This is a genomic window from Aeromonas sp. A35_P (assembly GCF_002259925.1).
In the GTDB taxonomy this organism is placed as follows: Bacteria; Pseudomonadota; Gammaproteobacteria; order Enterobacterales; family Aeromonadaceae; genus Aeromonas; species Aeromonas dhakensis.
Map to the genome: position 1 here is coordinate 18804 of NZ_NEVB01000184.1, position 16213 is coordinate 35016.

A 16213-nucleotide genomic window follows, 5' to 3' on the forward strand; every position below is an offset into this window, starting at 1 on the left:
CTGACCTCATTGCGCCACATCTTAACAATCCACTCACAAATTTCATACGGCTGATTGAAACTAAATTGCCGCCATCTTGGCCCCCTCCCTCGCCCTTGTGCGCCAACTGGAGTATAAAAAGATCAACTTCTATGAAAACAACGGGTTTATTGCATGGCAGCGGCCGAGTTCAGACAGCTTGGGGACTATCTTGGTAGTCAGATTCTGGGACAGGGCCCCCTCATCGAGGGGCTGCTGATCGCCCTGTTATGTGAAGGACATGTGTTGATCGAGGGCGCCCCCGGTCTTGCCAAGACCCGGGCCGTCAAGACGCTGGCCGGCGCGGTGGAGGGACGCTTCGCCCGCATCCAGTTCACCCCGGACCTGCTGCCCGCCGATCTCACCGGCAGCGAGGTGTTTCATCCCCAGGATGCCAGCTTCGTGTTTCAGCCCGGCCCCCTCTTCAACCATCTGGTGCTGGCGGACGAGATCAACCGGGCGCCGGCCAAGGTGCAGTCCGCCCTCTTGGAGGCGATGGCCGAACATCAGATCACCGTGGGCAAGAAGAGCTGGCGCCTGCCGCCACTCTTTATGGTGGCCGCCACGCAAAACCCGATAGAACAGGAGGGGACCTATCCCCTGCCGGAGGCTCAGCTCGATCGCTTCCTGCTCAAGCTGCTGGTGGACTACCCGAGCCCCGCCATGGAGCTCGCCATCCTCCAGCTCAACGCCCAGGGCGACACCCTGCCGACGCCGCCGCTCACCCTGAGCCAGGCCGATCTGCTGGCGGCCCGCAGCGCGGTGCAGGCCGTGCAGATGCAGGGGCGTCTCGAGCACTATCTGGTGCAGCTGGTCTGCGCCACCCGTCCCGGCAGCGGCCTGCGTCCGGAGCTCGAACCCCTGGTCGCGGTGGGCGCCAGCCCCAGGGCCAGCATAGGTCTGGCCAGAGCGGCTCGTGCCAGGGCCTGGCTGGCCGGGCGGGATTTCGTGCTGCCCGAAGACATTCAGCAACTGGCGCCGGCCGTGCTGCGCCATCGCCTCATCCCCAGTTATCAGGCGCTGGCGGACAACCTCGACAACGAGGCGCTCATCACCCTGCTGCTGGATGCGATCCCATGCCCCTGAGCCCGCTCGCTCCCTCTGCGCAGGCCCTGCTGCCATGACGAGCGCCGCCGATCCCCTCGCCCATCCCGATATCGCCCTGCCGCTTGCCAGGTTGCTGGCGATCAGGCTGTGGGCCCGGCAGGGGCCACGCTCGTCCATTCAACCGGTGGCACAGGGGCGGCTTGGCCGCACGCCGGGGCTCACCTTTCGCGAGCTGCGTGCCTATCAGGCCGGTGACGAGGTGCGCCATATCGACTGGCGTGTGACCGCCCGCCTCGGTCGCCCCTATACCCGCCTCTACAGCGAAGAGCAGGATCAGGCCCACTGGCTGCTGCTCGATCTCTCCCCGGCCATGTACTTCGGCTCACGCCACCAGCTCAAGGCGCGCCTGGGCTGCGAGCTGGCCGCCGCCCTGCTCTGGCAAGGGGAAAAGCAGGCCAACACCCTGATCTGCCACGGCGTGGAGCCCCATCTGCAACACCAGCGCGGCTCTCTGGTGCCGCTGCTGGAGGCCCTATGCCACCACTATCGGCAGGGGCTGGCGCGCACGCCGCCCCTCCACGCCCTGACCCATACCCTGGCCCGCCTCAATCTGCCCCACGGCGCCAGATTGACCCTGATCACCGATCACAGCCCCTTCGATGAGGCGCTCTGCCGCCAGTTGCAGCTGCTCGGTCGGCGCCATGACATTCATTGCTGGCAGATCCGCGATCCGCTGGAGGCAGCCCTGCCCGCCCAGGGCCGCCTGGCGGTGCGCGCCGGCCAGCAGAGCGGCTGGCTCGAGGCCGGCGAAGCGGGGTTCGCCTGGCGCTATCAAGCAGCCGCCGAGCAGCTGGCCCGCCAGAGCCATCAGCAGCTGCTGCCGCTGGTGCAGCGCCTCTACCGGCTCGACAACGGCCAGCCGCTGCAACGCCAGTGGCAGGAGGGGGCATGCCGCCAATTCTGAACTGGCTTGCCAGCGCCGTGCCGGGCAGCAATATACCCACCTCCCCGCTGGCAGCCCAGCTTCGCGACATTCATCCCGGCCCACCGCTGCAGCTGGCCCCCGATCCCCGCCTGCTGGGCTGGTGGTGGCTGCTGATCGCCCTGCTGGTCGGCACCTTGATCATCCTCGGCGTGCAGAGCCTGCTGCGTTATCGCCGCTGGCGGCGGCAGCTCGACTGGCAGGCCCCCGATCTGGTACCCAGATTGCAGGCCGTGATGCGCGAGGCCGTGCTGCCGCGCTGGCCCGAGGCGGCTTCCCTGCAGGGCGAGCCCTGGCTCGTCTTTCTTGATTCTTTGGGGCTAGATTCTCTGGGGGGCAGCCGCTTTCGCGAGCTGGCGCCGCACTGGTCTGCCTGGCTCTACGGCGGTCAAAGCCCGGATGCGCAGCAGCGCCAGACGCTGCGCCGGGCCTACCTCGCCTGGGGACGTCACAGCATCTGCCCGCCAGCCTGGTTGCTGGCGCTGCGCACTCGCTGGCGGCGCGGGCGAAGCCGTACTAGAGATGTGCACATTCGGAGTCAGCCATGATCCTCGCCTGGCCCTGGTTTGCCCTGGCACTGGTGCTGCCGCTGCTGGTGCGCTTCGGCCTGCCACCCCACACCAGCGGCGCAAACGACCCCGGTGTGCTGAACCATGCCGGCTTTCCTCTGCTGCGCCCCCATGCCGGCCAACCCCTGTGGCGAATGGCGCTGTGCTGGTGCGCCCTGGTGCTGGCGCTCTGCCGCCCCCAGTGGCAGGAGCCGCCTCAGGTGAGCTACCAGAGCAGCCGGGATCTCATCCTGGCGGTGGATCTCTCCGACAGCATGCGCACCCAGGACATGCTTGACGACGGGGAGCAAAAAGACCGGCTCAGCGCGGTGCGCCAGCAGATAGACAGGCTCATCGCCGCCCGCCCCGGCGATCGCATCGCCCTCATCGTGTTTGCCGATCACGCCTACCTGCTCTCGCCACTGACCCAGGAGACCAACGCCCTGCTCGGCCTCACCCGCGAGCTCGACTTCGAACTGGTGGGGCGCACCACCGCGCTGGGTGAGGCCATCCTGCTTGCTCGCCAGCACAAGGCTCCCAACCGCTCCACCGCCCTCTTGCTGGTCACCGACGGGCGCAACACCGCCGGCAGCGCCGATCCCCTCAGCGAAGCCAAGCGGGCCGCCGCCGCAGGCATTCGCCTCTATACCCTGGGGGTGGGCGCCGATCCGGATACCTTTGCCGAGGCGATGGCACCCGCGCAGGCCCAGAGCGACCCCAGCGCCGAGCTGGACGAGGCCCTCTTGCAACAACTGGCCGAGGTAGGCCATGGTCGTTACTTCCGCGCCCGCACCCAGGGGGATCTCGAGGCCATCAATCAGGCGCTGGATACCCTGGAGCCCGTCGCCACCGCGCAGACCCGCTATCGCCCCAACGTGGAGCTCTACCCCTGGCCACTGGCGCTGGCCTGGCTGCTGCTGAGCTGGCCCGCCCGGTTGCGCTGGCCGGCGCGGCTGACTCGCAAGGCTCTGCCTGACAGCCCGTCCCGAGGCGCCCCATGATGGAGCTCACCCTGCTGCGCCCACTCTGGTTGCTGGCCCTGCTGCCCTGGCTGTGGCAGGGGTGGCGCCGTCGCCGCCAGCCCCCGCTGCTGGCCCCCGCCATGCAGGCCTATCTGCTGCCGGGACAACGGCGCCAGCGCCCCTGGCTCTGGCTGGCCTGCCTGCCGGTGGTCCTGGCTTTGAGCGGCCCGGCCCTGCGCCAGCAGAGCCTGAGCGTGCCAAGCCCCGCCCTCGACATCTGGCTGCTGGATCTCTCCCGCTCCATGCTGGCCACCGACCTGTTGCCGGATCGGGCCACCCGGGTGCGGGTGCTGCTGCAGGATCTGCTGGCCGACTGGGAGCGGCAGGAAGCGGCCCATCCCATCGCCCTCATTCTGTTTGCCGGGGATGCCTACCTCGCCATGCCGCCCACCCGGGATCGGCAGGCCATCGCCCTGCTGCTGCCCGACCTGCGCCCGGCCATCATGCCGAGACAGGGCAGCGCGCCCGAGCGCGCCGTGGCGCTGGCACTCAAGCAGATCCCCGCCGGCCGGCAGGCCCGCCTGCTGCTGATCACCGATGACCTGACCGCCCGTCAGGCCGAGCGAATCAAGGCGGTTTGGCCCTGCCAGGGCAACCTCTTTTGCCACCCCGAAGTGCAAGCCCGTCTCGATATCCTGCTGGTCAACGCAGGCCAGGCCATTCGGCTGCCCGCCACCCTGGGCGGCGGCCTTGGCCGCGAGCTGCCCGCCCCGGATGTGGCGGCGTTGCAGCAGCTGACCGGCAAACTCGGCGGTCAACTGCAGTGGCTGCAGCAAGGATTGCCACGCTTTGCCTCCCTGCCCATGAGTCAGACCACAAGCGCCCATCAGGCGCAGGATCTCGGCCCCTGGCTGCTGCTGCCCCTGTTGCCGCTGGCGCTGCTGGCTCGCATCGGCAGCCTCTGGCTGGTGATGATGGGGACGCTCTTGCTGACGCCCCCCTCCCTGCAGGCCAATCCGGCGCTTGCCAACCCGCCCCCCGGCGGGGACAACCTGGCCTGGCAGGCCTTCTTGCAGGGCCGCTATCAGGAGGCGGCCCGCGCCTTTGCCGACCCCGTCTGGCAGGGCAATGCCTGGTATCGGGCCGGCGACTACGCCCGGGCCGTTGCCGCCTACGGCCGGGCCAACAACGCCACCGCCCACTACAACCGGGGCAACGCCCTGGTACAGCTGGGCCAGTTGGCCGCCGCCGAGCAGGCCTATCTGGCGGCGCTGGCACTGGTTCCCAACCATGAAGACGCGCTTTACAACCTGGCGCTGCTGCGCGCCCAGCCGCCCGCGGCAGCACCAGAGTCGCAGGATCCCAAGCCTGTCGATACCCCCGAACAGGCCGCTACCCCAGATGTCCCGCTGCCTCCATCTCCCCCCGTACTGCTGCTGGAGCAGCGGCTGCGCAAGGAGGATCAGCGCAGGCGCGAGCAGGAGACCGACAAGGGCCTTGTCCCCACAAGAGGGGAGGATCCCTGGTGACGCGCCTCTTTGCCCCTTGCCATGCGCTCTGCCTTCTGCTGCTCTGGCTGCTGCCGGCGCAGCTCTTTGCCGCCCCGCCCCGGGCCGAGTTGCTGCCGGGGGCCGACCGCCGCGACTGGCTGCTGATCATCGAAGCGGACGGCGAGCGCCAGAGCGATGAACTCGCCATTACCCCCCTGCTGCGCCAGTTTGCGGTGGGCAAGGTGACCATGAGCCGGGTCACCACCCCGCAGCAAAACCTGACCCGCTGGCAGATCCCCCTGCACCTGCTGGACGACGCAGAGCAGCTGCTGCCGGCTCTGTCGCTGGGGACGGAGCAGACACCGTCAATCCCCTTTCCGCCGCGCTCCGAGAGCGGCAGCCTGGTGCCCGCCCCTGCCATCTCCCCCATCGAGTTGCAGGCTCGGGTGCTGCAACAGGGGCCGCTCTACCCCGGTCAGCCCTTTGTCTATCAGCTCAGTCTCTGGCTGCCCGCCAACATGGAGGCCCCCAACCTCACCGAGCCGGCCAGCGATGCCTTCACCATCCGCCGTCTCGGCAACGATCAGTGGCAGCCCCCGGCGAGCCCCGGCCTGCCTGGCCTGCCTGGCCGGCTGACCCGCAGCTGGCTGCTGCAGGCCAGGGAAGCCGGGCGCCATCCGCTGGAGTCCCCCCGCTTTCAGGGGCGTTTGCCGCAGGATGACGGCGGCAGCGACCCCCTCTCGGCCCGGGCCGCCACCCTGTTCGTGCAGATCGAGGAGCCCCCGCTGCAACCGGTGGCGAGCCGGCTTACCCTGAGCCAGCAACTGGATCCGCCCACGGGGGCCAGGGTGGGCGAACCGGTAATCCGCACCCTGATCCTCACCCTGGAGGGGGGGGATGGCAGTCGCCTCACCCTCTCCAGAGTGCTCGGGAGCACAACCCTGCCCGCCGGCGTGCAAGCCAGACCGGATGGAGAGCAGCAGCAGGAGCGCTATCTCGCCGAGGGGACGCTGCGCTTCGAGCGTGAGTGGCGTCAGGCCCTGACCGTCGACGAGCCCGGCGATTACCTGCTGCCCGCCATCGAATTGGCCTGGTTCAACACCCAACACAAGCGCATCGAATACGCGCGCCTGCCCGCCGTCCCCTTGCACATCACCGCAGGGGCGCAGGGGGAACCGACCCGGGATGGGCCGAACGACGAGAGCCTGCGCTGGGTCATCTGGGCCCTGCTGCTGCGGGCCTGCTGGCGCCACGGGCCACGCTGGCACGCCTTTTATCGCCTGCAGCGGGCGCTGGCCCGCACCGAGGCCGAGCCGATCCGCCAACATCTGCTTGGTTGGGCCGCCCTGCGCTGGCAACTTCCCCATCCTCGCCTGGACACCCTGCCGTGCCGCCGCGATCCCGCCCTGGCGCCCCACTTCGCCGCCCTGGAGCGGGCCTGCTTTGCCGCCGTCGTCCCCGTTGGCCATAGTGGGCACGACTGGCGCGGCTTTGCCGCGCCCCTATGCGGCCAGGAAACTTTTGCGATAGCCTATGGCCTCAGGCTACTGGCCCGGATCTGTGGTTCCGGGCCTTCATTCAAATAAGGAAGCCCAGCGATGGCTTTAGGATTTTTCAGAAAAAAAGGTGCCACGGTCGGAAAGGATCCCACGACCTCTCCGGTCTATGGAGATATGGCCGACAAACAAACCAAATACGAAGCCCTGGTGCATGCCCTGCACGGGGACATCTACCGCTACGCCTACTGGCTGTGCCGGGATCCGCAAGTAGCGGAAGACCTGGTGCAGGAGACCTTCCTGCGCGCCTGGAAGGGGATCGACACCCTGGTGGATGACAAGGCCGCCAAGGCCTGGCTCATCACCATACTGCGGCGGGAGAACGCCCGGCGCTTCGAGCGCAAGCAGTTTGATCTCGTCGATCTCGACGAGCACCCCCAGAGCGATCAGGAGGCGCTGCACAGCGAGCAGGAGATGGAGAACGAGTGGCTCAGACGCCACATCGCCCGCCTGCCGGTCGAATATCAGGAGCCCCTGCTGCTGCAGGTGCTGGGAGGCTTCAGCGGCGACGAGATCGCGGCGCAACTGGGGCTGAACAAGAACACCGTCATGACCCGCCTGTTTCGGGCCCGCAACCAGATCAAAGAGGCCATGGAGTCAACGACCCAACAGAGAGGACACACCAATGGATGAGCTGGAATTTCGCCGTCGGGCCATAGCCCATCCACATGAGCAGGATCCCGCGTTTCTCGAGCAGGCCCAGCGCTCCCCCGCCAACCGTAAGCATCTTGAAGAGATGAAGCAGCTCGATCGCAGCCTGCAGCGGGCGATGGAGGTCGAGGTGCCGGCCGGCCTGGCCGAGCGCATCCTGCTCAGGCAGGCACTGGAAGGGGATCAGAAGCAGGTGGTTCCCCTGCCGGTGCGCCCGCGCAGCAACTGGCGTGCGCTGGCGATGGCCGCCTCGGTCGCCTTCCTGCTCGGCATGAGCACCCGCTGGCTGAGCTGGCCGCAGGCCACCCCGGACGAGCTCTCGCTGGCACAGGTCGCCATGGCCCACGTCTATGGCGAGGAGCCCTTCATCAAGGATGTGGACGAGCAGGTGAGCCTGCGCACCATCAACGCCAAGATGGAGAAATATGGCGCCACCCTGATGGGCATGCAGGGGCTGAAGATCACCTATGTCAACCACTGCTCCTTCTATCAGGGGCCGGCGCTGCACATGGTACTGCAGGGCAAGATGGGCCCGGTCACCCTGTTCCTGGTGCCCAAGCATGTACCGCTCACCCTGCAGCCCACCTTCGAGGATGGCCAGCTCAAGGGGGAGATTCTGCAGTTGAAGGGGGCCAACATGGTACTGATCGGTGACATGGGAGAGCCACTGGCACCGGTGGCGCAGCAGCTGGAATCCCGACTGCACTGGTCGATTTAACAGGTGTTAACGCAATCCTGACCCGAACGACCTCGGGTCAATCCGACGGGCAGACCAGACAACTTGGCTGCCCGTTTCCGCCCTTATCCCCCACGATTTGCCGCCATTTCCGGCTCATTCACGGCAAGTGCCGAAAAATATTTTTGTGATGCAGATCGCCCTATGTGCGTGTTTTTTATCCAATAAATGGTAAAAGAGACTATTTATGCGGCACATTCAAACAAATGATTAACACTCCAGAAACTTTTATGTATTCTGCTGTCACTGGTCTGATTTCTTACCTCCTACCAGATCCATAGAATCACGCCAGAATTGAATGGGAAGAAGCTGAAATAACAACAGATCTTGTCACATACGGAGGCAAAAAAGCCCCGATGCTGACAGAAAATCTGCCTACAAGAGAGAACACTATGACAACTGCCTTTTTCAAAAAGAGCCTGATCGCTGCCGCCGTCACTCTGGCCAGTACCCAAACCTTCGCCGCCGCGTTTCAGCTGAACGAACACTCAGCCTCCGGTCTGGGCCGTGCGTACGCCGGGGAAGCGGCCGTGGCAGACAACGCCTCCGTGTTGTCCCGCAACCCGGCAGCCATGACCCAGTTTGACAAGATGGCGTTCTCCGTATCCGGCACCTACATCAAGCCGGACGTGGATGTAAATGGTGACATCTATGCAGGTTCCGCCAAGATGGCCGGCGCCAGCGAGAGCGGCATTGCACCGAGCGCCTTCGTTCCCGCCACCTACTTCATCCAGCCGCTGAACGATCAGTGGGCCTGGGGTATCGGCCTGTTCTCCAACTACGGTCTGTCGACCGAGTACACCGAGAACTTCAACGGTGGTTCCATTGCCGGCAACACCGAACTGCTGACCTTCAACATCAACCCGAACATTGCCTACCGCGTCAACCAGCACTTCACTTTCGGTGCCGGTGTGAACCTGGTCTATGCCAAGGCTGAACTGAACCGCCGTGCCGGCGTGCTGGCCGCCGTGCCGCCGCTGAGCAGCGTACCGGGTGTCGGCAAGGACACCATCGTCAGCCACCTGAAGGGTGACGACTGGGGTTACGGCTGGAACGTGGGCACCATGTTCGAAGTCAACGAAAACAACCGCTTCGCCCTGACCTACCGCTCCCAGGTGGATCTGAAGTTCAAGGGTGACTACCAGGGTACCTCCTCCGGCTTCAAGACCGTCGGTGGCGAACTGCCGCTGGATCTGCCGGCCCAGGCCGAGTTCGCCGGCTACCACCGTCTGAACCAGCAGTTTGCGGTGCACTACTCCGTCAACTGGACCGACTGGAGCGCCTTCCAGGAGCTCAAGGCCACCAGCGGTCAGTGCAACAGCACCGACGGTGCCGGTGTCTGCCTCTACAAGCCTGAGAAGTTCAAGGACTCCACCCGCTACTCCCTGGGCGGTACCTGGTACGTCAACCCGTCCTGGGAAGCGCGTATCGGCTTTGCCTACGACAACACCCCGATCGAGCCGGAATACCGCAGCCTGAGCATCCCGGACTCCGACCGCGTATGGTATAGCGCCGGTGCCACCTACCACATCGACAAGGACATGAGCGTCGATTTCGGCATGGCCTATCTGGACGGCAAGAAAGTGGACGTCAACGAGAAGCTGGTTGAAAGCAACGAAGCCCTGCGCTGGAAAGGTACCTCCCACGGCAACGCCTTCCTCGCTTCCGCTCAGTTCAACATGAAATTCTGATCATCAGCGAATTTACCAGAGCGCCTACGGGCGCTCTTTTTTTATGCGCAATGCCTGTTTCAGCGTACATCTGTAGTAAACAACTGTACGCTTTTCTTTTTTTATCAAGCTATTAGCAGCACATCCTCCAGCATTTAATCCCGTTTTAGCCCGCCCGCCTCCACGCCCGTTGCCTTACTGGTCGTACCATATAAAATCCTGTATCCAATCAGAACAACGTTCGAACCCAAGGTTCATTTTCAAGGACAATGCAATGCACTCCATCATGAAGCCGTCTCTCATCGCCCTGCTGGTGCTGTCGAGCCAGGCCCAGGCGGCAGGTTTCCAGCTGGCCGAGCAATCCGCCACCGGCATGGGCCGCGCCTTCGCGGGCGAAGCCGCCATCGCCGACAATGCCAGCGTGCTCTCCCGCAACGCCGCCGCCATGACCCGTTTCGATACCATGGCCTTCTCCGGTGGCTTCATCTATGTGCACCCCGATGTCAACATCGAGGGCACCACCCGGGTGCCGACCGCCAGAGGGCCGGTCGACCTGGATGCGGCGGCCCACGACATCGCCGATGATGCCTGGGTGCCCAACGCCTACCTGATAGTGCCGCTCAACGATCAGTGGCGCCTGGGGCTGGCCGCCACTTCCTATTACGGGCTCGGCGTCAAGATGCCGGACAACTACAATGCCGGCCACTTCGGCAACGTCTCCGACATCAAGACCGTGGATCTGGGCGCTTCGCTGGCCTATCGCGTCAACCGCGTCTGGTCCGTCGGGGCCGGCCTCTCCGCCATTCGGGGCGAAGGGGAAGTGGGTGGCACCTTCCCCTCCAACAACCAGATCGCCAAGCACCTAAAAGGGGATGGCTGGGCCATGGGCTGGAACCTGGGCACCCTGCTGGAGCTGTCGGACGCGACCCGCATCGGCCTCTCCTACCGTCATGACGTGACCCTGAAGCTCTCGGGCGACGCCATCGGCATCAATCAGAACGGGCAGCCCTTCACCGATACCGGCAGCCTGGATCTGCCGCTGCCCGCCACCGCCGAGCTTGCCCTGTTCCATCAGCTGACACCGGCGCTGGCACTGCACTCGAGCATCAACTGGACCAACTGGAGCAAGTTCGTACAGCTGGAGTCCGAGCTCGACCACCACGGCGTCATGCACATCAAGGACGAACACTGGAATGACAGCTGGCGCTATGCACTGGGTCTGACCTACCAGCTGGCACCGCAATGGACACTGCGCTCTGGCCTTGCCTACGACCGCAGCCCGGTGCCGGCGGATCGCCGCACCATCTCCATCCCCGACTCGGATCGGGTCTGGTACAGCGCCGGGGTGGGTTATCAGTTCGATCGCAACCTCTCGCTGGATCTGGGGGTCACCCTGATCGACGGCAAGAAGGTGGACGTGAGCGAAACCATGCAGCTCAAACCCGGCATCCCGCAGACCACCTCCACCTTCCAGGGCACCTCGGAAGGGGACGCCTGGCTGGCCGGCCTGCAGCTCAACTACCTGTTCTGATCCGGCGGGCCTCCCAGGCCCGTCTATTCAAGCACTATGCCAGTTATTGACCGTTTCGGGTCTTCACGCGCTGGCATAGTGCTCTGCTTCACAATAAAATCAATCCAGTACACCCGCTGGAGAGATGCATGTATTCCTACGTAGCAAGGCAGCCCATCCTGGATCGGGAGTTGAAGACCCACGCCTATGAGCTGCTGTTTCGCGACAGTCTGGATAACGTGTTTCCTCCCATCTCCTCCCAGCAGGCCACGGCCAGGCTGGTGGCCGAACAGTTCCTGCAACAGAACATCGATCAGCTGCTCGGCGGTCGCCCCTGCTTCATCAACTTCCCCCACTCCCTGCTGCTGGAAGGACTGGCCGAATGCCTGCCGCCGGAGAAGGTGGTGATCGAGATCCTGGAAGACGCCGCCCCCGACGACGCCCTGCTGGCCAAGGTGAAGCAGCTGCACGAGCTGGGCTATCAGCTGGCACTCGATGACTTCACCCTGTCGCCGGACTGGGAGCGCTTCCTCCCCTACATCCACATCATCAAGTTCGACCTGCGCACCACCTCCCTGTTGCGGATCAAGATGTTCATCCAGCAGCATCCACAGCTCAAACTAACCTATCTGGCCGAGAAGGTGGAAGACAAGGCGGAGTTCGAACGGGCCAAACGGCTCGGCATCGACCTGTTCCAGGGCTTCTTCTTCAGCCGCCCCGAAATGGTCAAGCAGGCCACCATGGAGCCGGCCCAGGTGGTGGTGATGCAGTTGCTCAACGTGGTCAACCAGGCCGAGCCGGATCTCAACCGCATCGAGCAATTGCTGAGTCAGGACATCTCCCTGTCACTCAAGCTGCTGCGTTACGTCAACCACCTCAAGAGCCACGCCAACCCCATCTCCTCCTTTCGCCAGGCGGCAGTCTATCTCGGCCACACCCAGCTCAAGCGCTTCGTGACCCTGGTGGCCGCCACCAGCGCCGGCCAGGGCAAGAGCGCCGAGCTCTATCAGATGTCGATGATCCGGGCCCGTTTCTGCGAGCTGCTGGCCCATACCCATGCGCCGACCCAGGAGGCTCAGCAGGCCTTCATCACCGGCCTCTTCTCCCTGCTCGACGTCTTGATGGAGCAGCCGATGGACAAGCTGCTCGGCACCATTCCGCTGATCGAGGAGATCCGGGTCGCCCTGCTGGAACGCAAGGGCAACCTGGGGTTCTACCTGTCGTTTTGTGAAGATTACGAGAATGCGAACTGGCAGCGGATCACAGCCAGAACGGCCCGGCTCGGGCTCAATGAAGAGAAGGTCAGCCAGCTCTATCTGACCGCCACCGCCTGGGTCAACCAGCAACTCCAGGCGATGGCGGAGACAGATTAACCCAGCTCGATGGCGACCGCGGTCGCCTCCCCGCCCCCGATGCACAGACTGGCGATCCCGCGCTTGAGGCCACGTTCGCGCAAGGCGTGGATCAGGGTCACCAGGATCCGGGCACCGCTCGCCCCCAGCGGATGACCAAGGGCGCAGGCGCCGCCGTTCACGTTTACCTTGTCATGAGGCAACTTGCAACCCGCCATGGCCAGCATACTCACCATGGCGAATGCCTCGTTGACCTCGAACAGGTCCACCTCGTCTACCTGCCAGCCCACCTTGCCCAGCAAGCCCTCGATGGCCCCGATGGGCGCGCTGGTAAACTCGGCAGGCAGGGCCGCGTGGCTCTGATAGCCCACCAGCCGCGCCAGCACGGGCACGCCGAGCTGCGCGGCAGTGTCGGAGCGCATCAGGATCAGCGCCGCCGCCCCGTCCGAGATGGAGCTGGCATTGGCCGCCGTGATGGTGCCCGTCTTGCTGAAAGCCGGCTTGAGCTGGGGGATCTTCTCGGGACGCGCCTTGGCGGGCTGCTCATCTTCGGCCAGCAGCAGGGTCTCTCCGGCCATCACCGGAGTCAGTTCCGCCGCAAAGGCGCCACTGCGCTGAGCCGCCAGTGCCCGCTCCAGCGAGGTGATGGCAAAAGCATCCATGTCGGAACGGGTCAACCCGGCGCGATCGGCGCTCAGCTGAGCATAATGGCCCATCAGCTGACCTTCGTAGGCATCCTGCAGCCCGTCGAGGAACATGTGATCGAGCACGCTCTGGTGCCCCATCCGAAAACCGCTGCGCGCCTTGTCGAGCAGATAAGGGGCACGGCTCATGCTCTCCATCCCGCCAGCGATCACCACGTTCGCGTCACCGAGTCGCAACCCATCGGCCGCCAGCATCACCGCCTTCATGCCGGAACCGCACACCTTATTGACCGTGGTGCAGGGGATGCTGTCCGGCAGGCCCGCCTTCAACACCGCCTGACGGGCGGGCGCCTGGCCGACCCCGGCACTCAGCACGTTGCCAAGATAAGCCTCATCGATCTGCTCCCCCTTGAGCCCGGCCTGCGCCATGGCTGCGGCGATGGCACAGGCACCCAGTTCGGGGGCGCTCAGGTTGGCCAGGGCCCCTTGAAAGGCCCCCATGGGGGTACGTTTGGCCGCAACAATCACGATATCCATCAATTGCACTCTCCTTGTTACATTGAGCTAACATATGCCGCCGCCGTCGCGGGAACAAGACTTGCGGGGCAGTTGACGTTTGGGTAAGGTGCCAGCCAGGATTGACAGTCAAGATAGCGCCATGAACCGAACCAAGGATGACAAACGGACCTACAGCATCAGCGAACTGGCCCGTGAATTTGATGTTACGACCCGAAGTATTCGTTTTTATGAAGATCAGGGACTTTTGAATCCTGCTCGTCAGGGGCAGACCCGGATCTACAGCCGTCAGGACAGAGTGCGGCTCAAGCTCACCCTGCGCGGCAAGCGACTGGGGTTCAGCCTGGCGGACATCCGCGATCTGTTCGATCTCTACGATGCGGACAAGAGCAGCCGTACCCAGCTGCAGACCATGCTGGGACTGGTGGCCGACAAGCGGGATACCCTGCAACAGCAGCTGGAAGACATCAAGATGGTGCTGCTGGAGCTGGACGCCGCCGAGCAGCGCTGCCAGCAGGCGCTGGAGCAGCTCGGCTGAGGCAAACAGACAAGCATAAAAAAGGGGCCTGCGGGCCCCTTGTTCATTGCAACTTGATTATTTGTTCCAGCGATCCGGATCGTAATCCGGGCTGTAGCGGTCGACGATGACGGCGCAGGCCGCATCGCCGGTGATGTTGAGGGCGGTGCGGATCATGTCGAATAGACGATCCAGCGCAAACAACAGCGGCAGTCCCTCGATGGGGATCCCGGCGGCCAGCAGCACGGCGACCACCAGGAAGCTCGGGCCAGGTACGCCGGCCTGACCGATGGCCCCCAGGGTGGCGGTCACTATGATGGCGGCCCAGGCCCCCATGGAGAGATCGATCTGATAGACCTGGGCGAAGAAGATGGCGACCAGACCGTAATAGATGGCGTTGCCGCTCATGTTGATGGTGGCACCCAGCGGCAGCACGAAGGAGGCCGTGGCATTGCTTACCTTCAGCTCCTCCTCGCAGGTCTCCATGTTGACCGGCAGGGTCGCCATGGAAGAGGCGGTGGAGAAGGCGACGATCTGCGGCTTCTTCATGGCAGACAGGTACTTGCGCACCGGGGTGTTGGAGAAGATCATAACCAGCAGCGGATAGACCACGAAGCCGAAGATCAGGATGGCGGCCAGATAGACCACGAACAGCTTGATCACCAGGGTCAGCACGTCGAAGCCGTAGGTGCCGATGGCGTCGGCCATCAGGCCGAATACGCCGAGCGGCGCAATCAGCATCACCTTGTTGATCATCCAGACGAAGGCATCCACCAGGGTGTTCAAACCATCGACCAGCGGCTTGGCCCGCTCGCGGGGCTGCTTGGCCAGCGCGATGCCGAGGAACATGCAGAACACCAGGATCTGCAGGATGTTGGCTTCATTGAGCGACTGGAAGACGTTGGTCGGGATCATCCCGAGCAGGGTGGCAACCGCATCGGGCAGGGCGCCCTTGTCGGAATAGTCACCGGAGAACATGGAGGCCATGGAGCCGAATTCGACCCCGATCCCGGGTTTGAAGATCTGCCCCATCACCAGTGCCAGCAGCACCGCCAGCGCCGAGGTGCCGAGGAAGAAGGCCAGCGTGGTGACGCCAATCTTGCCTGCTGCCGGGCTGGCCCCCAGATTGGCTGCCCCCGACAGGATGGCCACCGCCACCAGCGGGATCACCAGCATCTTGATGAGCTGGATAAAGAGCGTACCGAGCGGTGCGAACACGGTGGCTTGTTCACCCATGAACGCCCCCACCAGTGCCCCCAGCACCATGGCAACCACGACCTGAAAGCCAACGTTCTTAATGAGTCCTTTTGTTAACACAGAATGTTCCTTTATGTAGCAATTATTTACACTTTCCCAGTGCAATCAACCAAACAGGGGAAGAACAGCTGTCCATTCTCCTGAGCGCGCGCTTTATCTCATATTTATTGGCTGTTTGAAATCGCCAAATCGTTAACGGGAGTTATTGATAAGTTTGCAATAAAGTTAAGATTCAAAAGGAACACGGCGATTTTTCCCGCTTTCATCATGACAACTGACAAAACATTGTGCTATTTTGGCTTGGCAAACGTGCATACAGGGATGAAAACATGCTGAAAGTTAACGAATATTTTGACGGAAATGTAAAATCCATCGGTTTCGAGCAAAAAGGGGACAAAGCAACCGTCGGCGTGATGGAAGCGGGTCACTACCAGTTCAATACCGCCGCCCCCGAGCGGATGACGGTGGTCAAGGGTGCCCTTACCATCCAGCTGGCCGATGAAGATGAGTTGCACACCTATGAGCAGGGCCAATCCTTCGACGTGGCCGGCCACTCCTCCTTCAAGCTGGAAGTGAAGACCCCCACCGCTTATCTGTGCGAGTTCCTCGACTAAGCGGCAGACAAGCTGCAGCCCAAGTGGATAAGAGAGCGGACCTGGGTCCGCTCTTTTTCATCTGCTACTCTTCCCCGTCTCGGCAGCCCTTCGCCGTAACCACCCCCATTTGCGTGCCGCCATCACACCCCTCGGTTTTCCCG

Annotated in this window: 15 protein-coding genes; 13 read left to right on the forward strand and 2 right to left on the reverse strand. The window is 63.8% G+C overall.

The annotated features are described in order from the left end of the window. The first annotated feature begins 153 nt into the window (after positions 1 to 153). The 11 genes from CAK78_RS11130 to CAK78_RS11180 all read left to right on the forward strand — a co-directional run bounded on the left by CAK78_RS11130 (position 154) and on the right by CAK78_RS11180 (position 12543). Positions 154 to 1104 (forward strand): AAA family ATPase, encoded by a 951-nt coding sequence (locus CAK78_RS11130; protein WP_094697305.1) that lies wholly within the window; start codon positions 154 to 156, stop codon positions 1102 to 1104. A gap of 34 nt (positions 1105 to 1138) precedes the next feature. Further along, on the forward strand, positions 1139 to 2029 hold the full coding sequence (locus CAK78_RS11135; protein ID WP_176452754.1) for a DUF58 domain-containing protein: 891 nt from the start codon (positions 1139 to 1141) through the stop codon (positions 2027 to 2029). Continuing rightward, complete coding sequence (locus tag CAK78_RS11140; RefSeq protein ID WP_094697307.1) at positions 2014 to 2595, forward strand: DUF4381 domain-containing protein; 582 nt, start codon at positions 2014 to 2016, stop codon at positions 2593 to 2595. Before CAK78_RS11135 ends, CAK78_RS11140 begins: the two co-directional genes overlap by 16 nt. Continuing rightward, the gene (locus CAK78_RS11145; RefSeq protein ID WP_094697308.1) at positions 2592 to 3596 is read left to right on the forward strand and encodes a VWA domain-containing protein; all 1005 of its coding nucleotides are present in this window, start codon (positions 2592 to 2594) and stop codon (positions 3594 to 3596) included. Before CAK78_RS11140 ends, CAK78_RS11145 begins: the two co-directional genes overlap by 4 nt. Next, positions 3596 to 5086, forward strand: a complete 1491-nt coding sequence (locus CAK78_RS11150) for a tetratricopeptide repeat protein (RefSeq protein ID WP_094697309.1) — start codon at positions 3596 to 3598, stop codon at positions 5084 to 5086. The genes CAK78_RS11145 and CAK78_RS11150 overlap by 1 nt, the downstream gene beginning before the upstream one ends. Beyond that, positions 5083 to 6633, forward strand: coding sequence for a BatD family protein (locus tag CAK78_RS11155; protein WP_094697310.1), 1551 nt, complete (start codon positions 5083 to 5085; stop codon positions 6631 to 6633). Before CAK78_RS11150 ends, CAK78_RS11155 begins: the two co-directional genes overlap by 4 nt. A gap of 12 nt (positions 6634 to 6645) precedes the next feature. Then, the gene (locus CAK78_RS11160) at positions 6646 to 7236 is read left to right on the forward strand and encodes a sigma-70 family RNA polymerase sigma factor (RefSeq protein WP_094697311.1); all 591 of its coding nucleotides are present in this window, start codon (positions 6646 to 6648) and stop codon (positions 7234 to 7236) included. Next, positions 7229 to 7972, forward strand: coding sequence for a DUF3379 domain-containing protein (locus CAK78_RS11165; RefSeq protein WP_094697312.1), 744 nt, complete (start codon positions 7229 to 7231; stop codon positions 7970 to 7972). The genes CAK78_RS11160 and CAK78_RS11165 overlap by 8 nt, the downstream gene beginning before the upstream one ends. A 410-nt stretch (positions 7973 to 8382) precedes the next feature. Beyond that, on the forward strand, positions 8383 to 9681 hold the full coding sequence (locus CAK78_RS11170) for an outer membrane protein transport protein (RefSeq protein ID WP_005301224.1): 1299 nt from the start codon (positions 8383 to 8385) through the stop codon (positions 9679 to 9681). Between the two features lie 253 nt (positions 9682 to 9934). Beyond that, complete coding sequence (locus CAK78_RS11175; RefSeq protein ID WP_094697313.1) at positions 9935 to 11191, forward strand: OmpP1/FadL family transporter; 1257 nt, start codon at positions 9935 to 9937, stop codon at positions 11189 to 11191. Between the two features lie 128 nt (positions 11192 to 11319). Continuing rightward, entirely contained in the window at positions 11320 to 12543 is a 1224-nt protein-coding gene (locus CAK78_RS11180; RefSeq protein ID WP_094697314.1) for an EAL and HDOD domain-containing protein, read from the forward strand. On the opposite strand, the gene CAK78_RS11185 is transcribed toward CAK78_RS11180, so the two are convergent. Next, positions 12540 to 13703, reverse strand: coding sequence for a thiolase family protein (locus CAK78_RS11185; protein ID WP_094697315.1), 1164 nt, complete (start codon positions 13701 to 13703; stop codon positions 12540 to 12542). The two genes, CAK78_RS11180 and CAK78_RS11185, sit on opposite strands and share 4 nt — an antisense overlap. A gap of 121 nt (positions 13704 to 13824) precedes the next feature. On the opposite strand from CAK78_RS11185, the gene CAK78_RS11190 reads away from it, so the two are divergent. Continuing rightward, positions 13825 to 14220 (forward strand): MerR family transcriptional regulator, encoded by a 396-nt coding sequence (locus tag CAK78_RS11190; RefSeq protein ID WP_005301228.1) that lies wholly within the window; start codon positions 13825 to 13827, stop codon positions 14218 to 14220. A gap of 57 nt (positions 14221 to 14277) precedes the next feature. Here CAK78_RS11190 and CAK78_RS11195 read toward each other — a convergent pair whose 3' ends face one another. Continuing rightward, positions 14278 to 15516 carry a dicarboxylate/amino acid:cation symporter gene (locus tag CAK78_RS11195; protein ID WP_094697316.1) on the reverse strand — a complete coding sequence of 413 codons (1239 nt, stop codon included), beginning with the start codon at positions 15514 to 15516 and terminating at the stop codon, positions 14278 to 14280. A 269-nt stretch (positions 15517 to 15785) separates the two neighbouring features. Here CAK78_RS11195 and ppnP point away from each other — a divergent pair, with 269 nt between their 5' ends. Further along, positions 15786 to 16070 carry a pyrimidine/purine nucleoside phosphorylase gene (ppnP, locus tag CAK78_RS11200; protein ID WP_176452755.1) on the forward strand — a complete coding sequence of 95 codons (285 nt, stop codon included), beginning with the start codon at positions 15786 to 15788 and terminating at the stop codon, positions 16068 to 16070. The last annotated feature ends 143 nt before the right edge of the window (positions 16071 to 16213 follow it).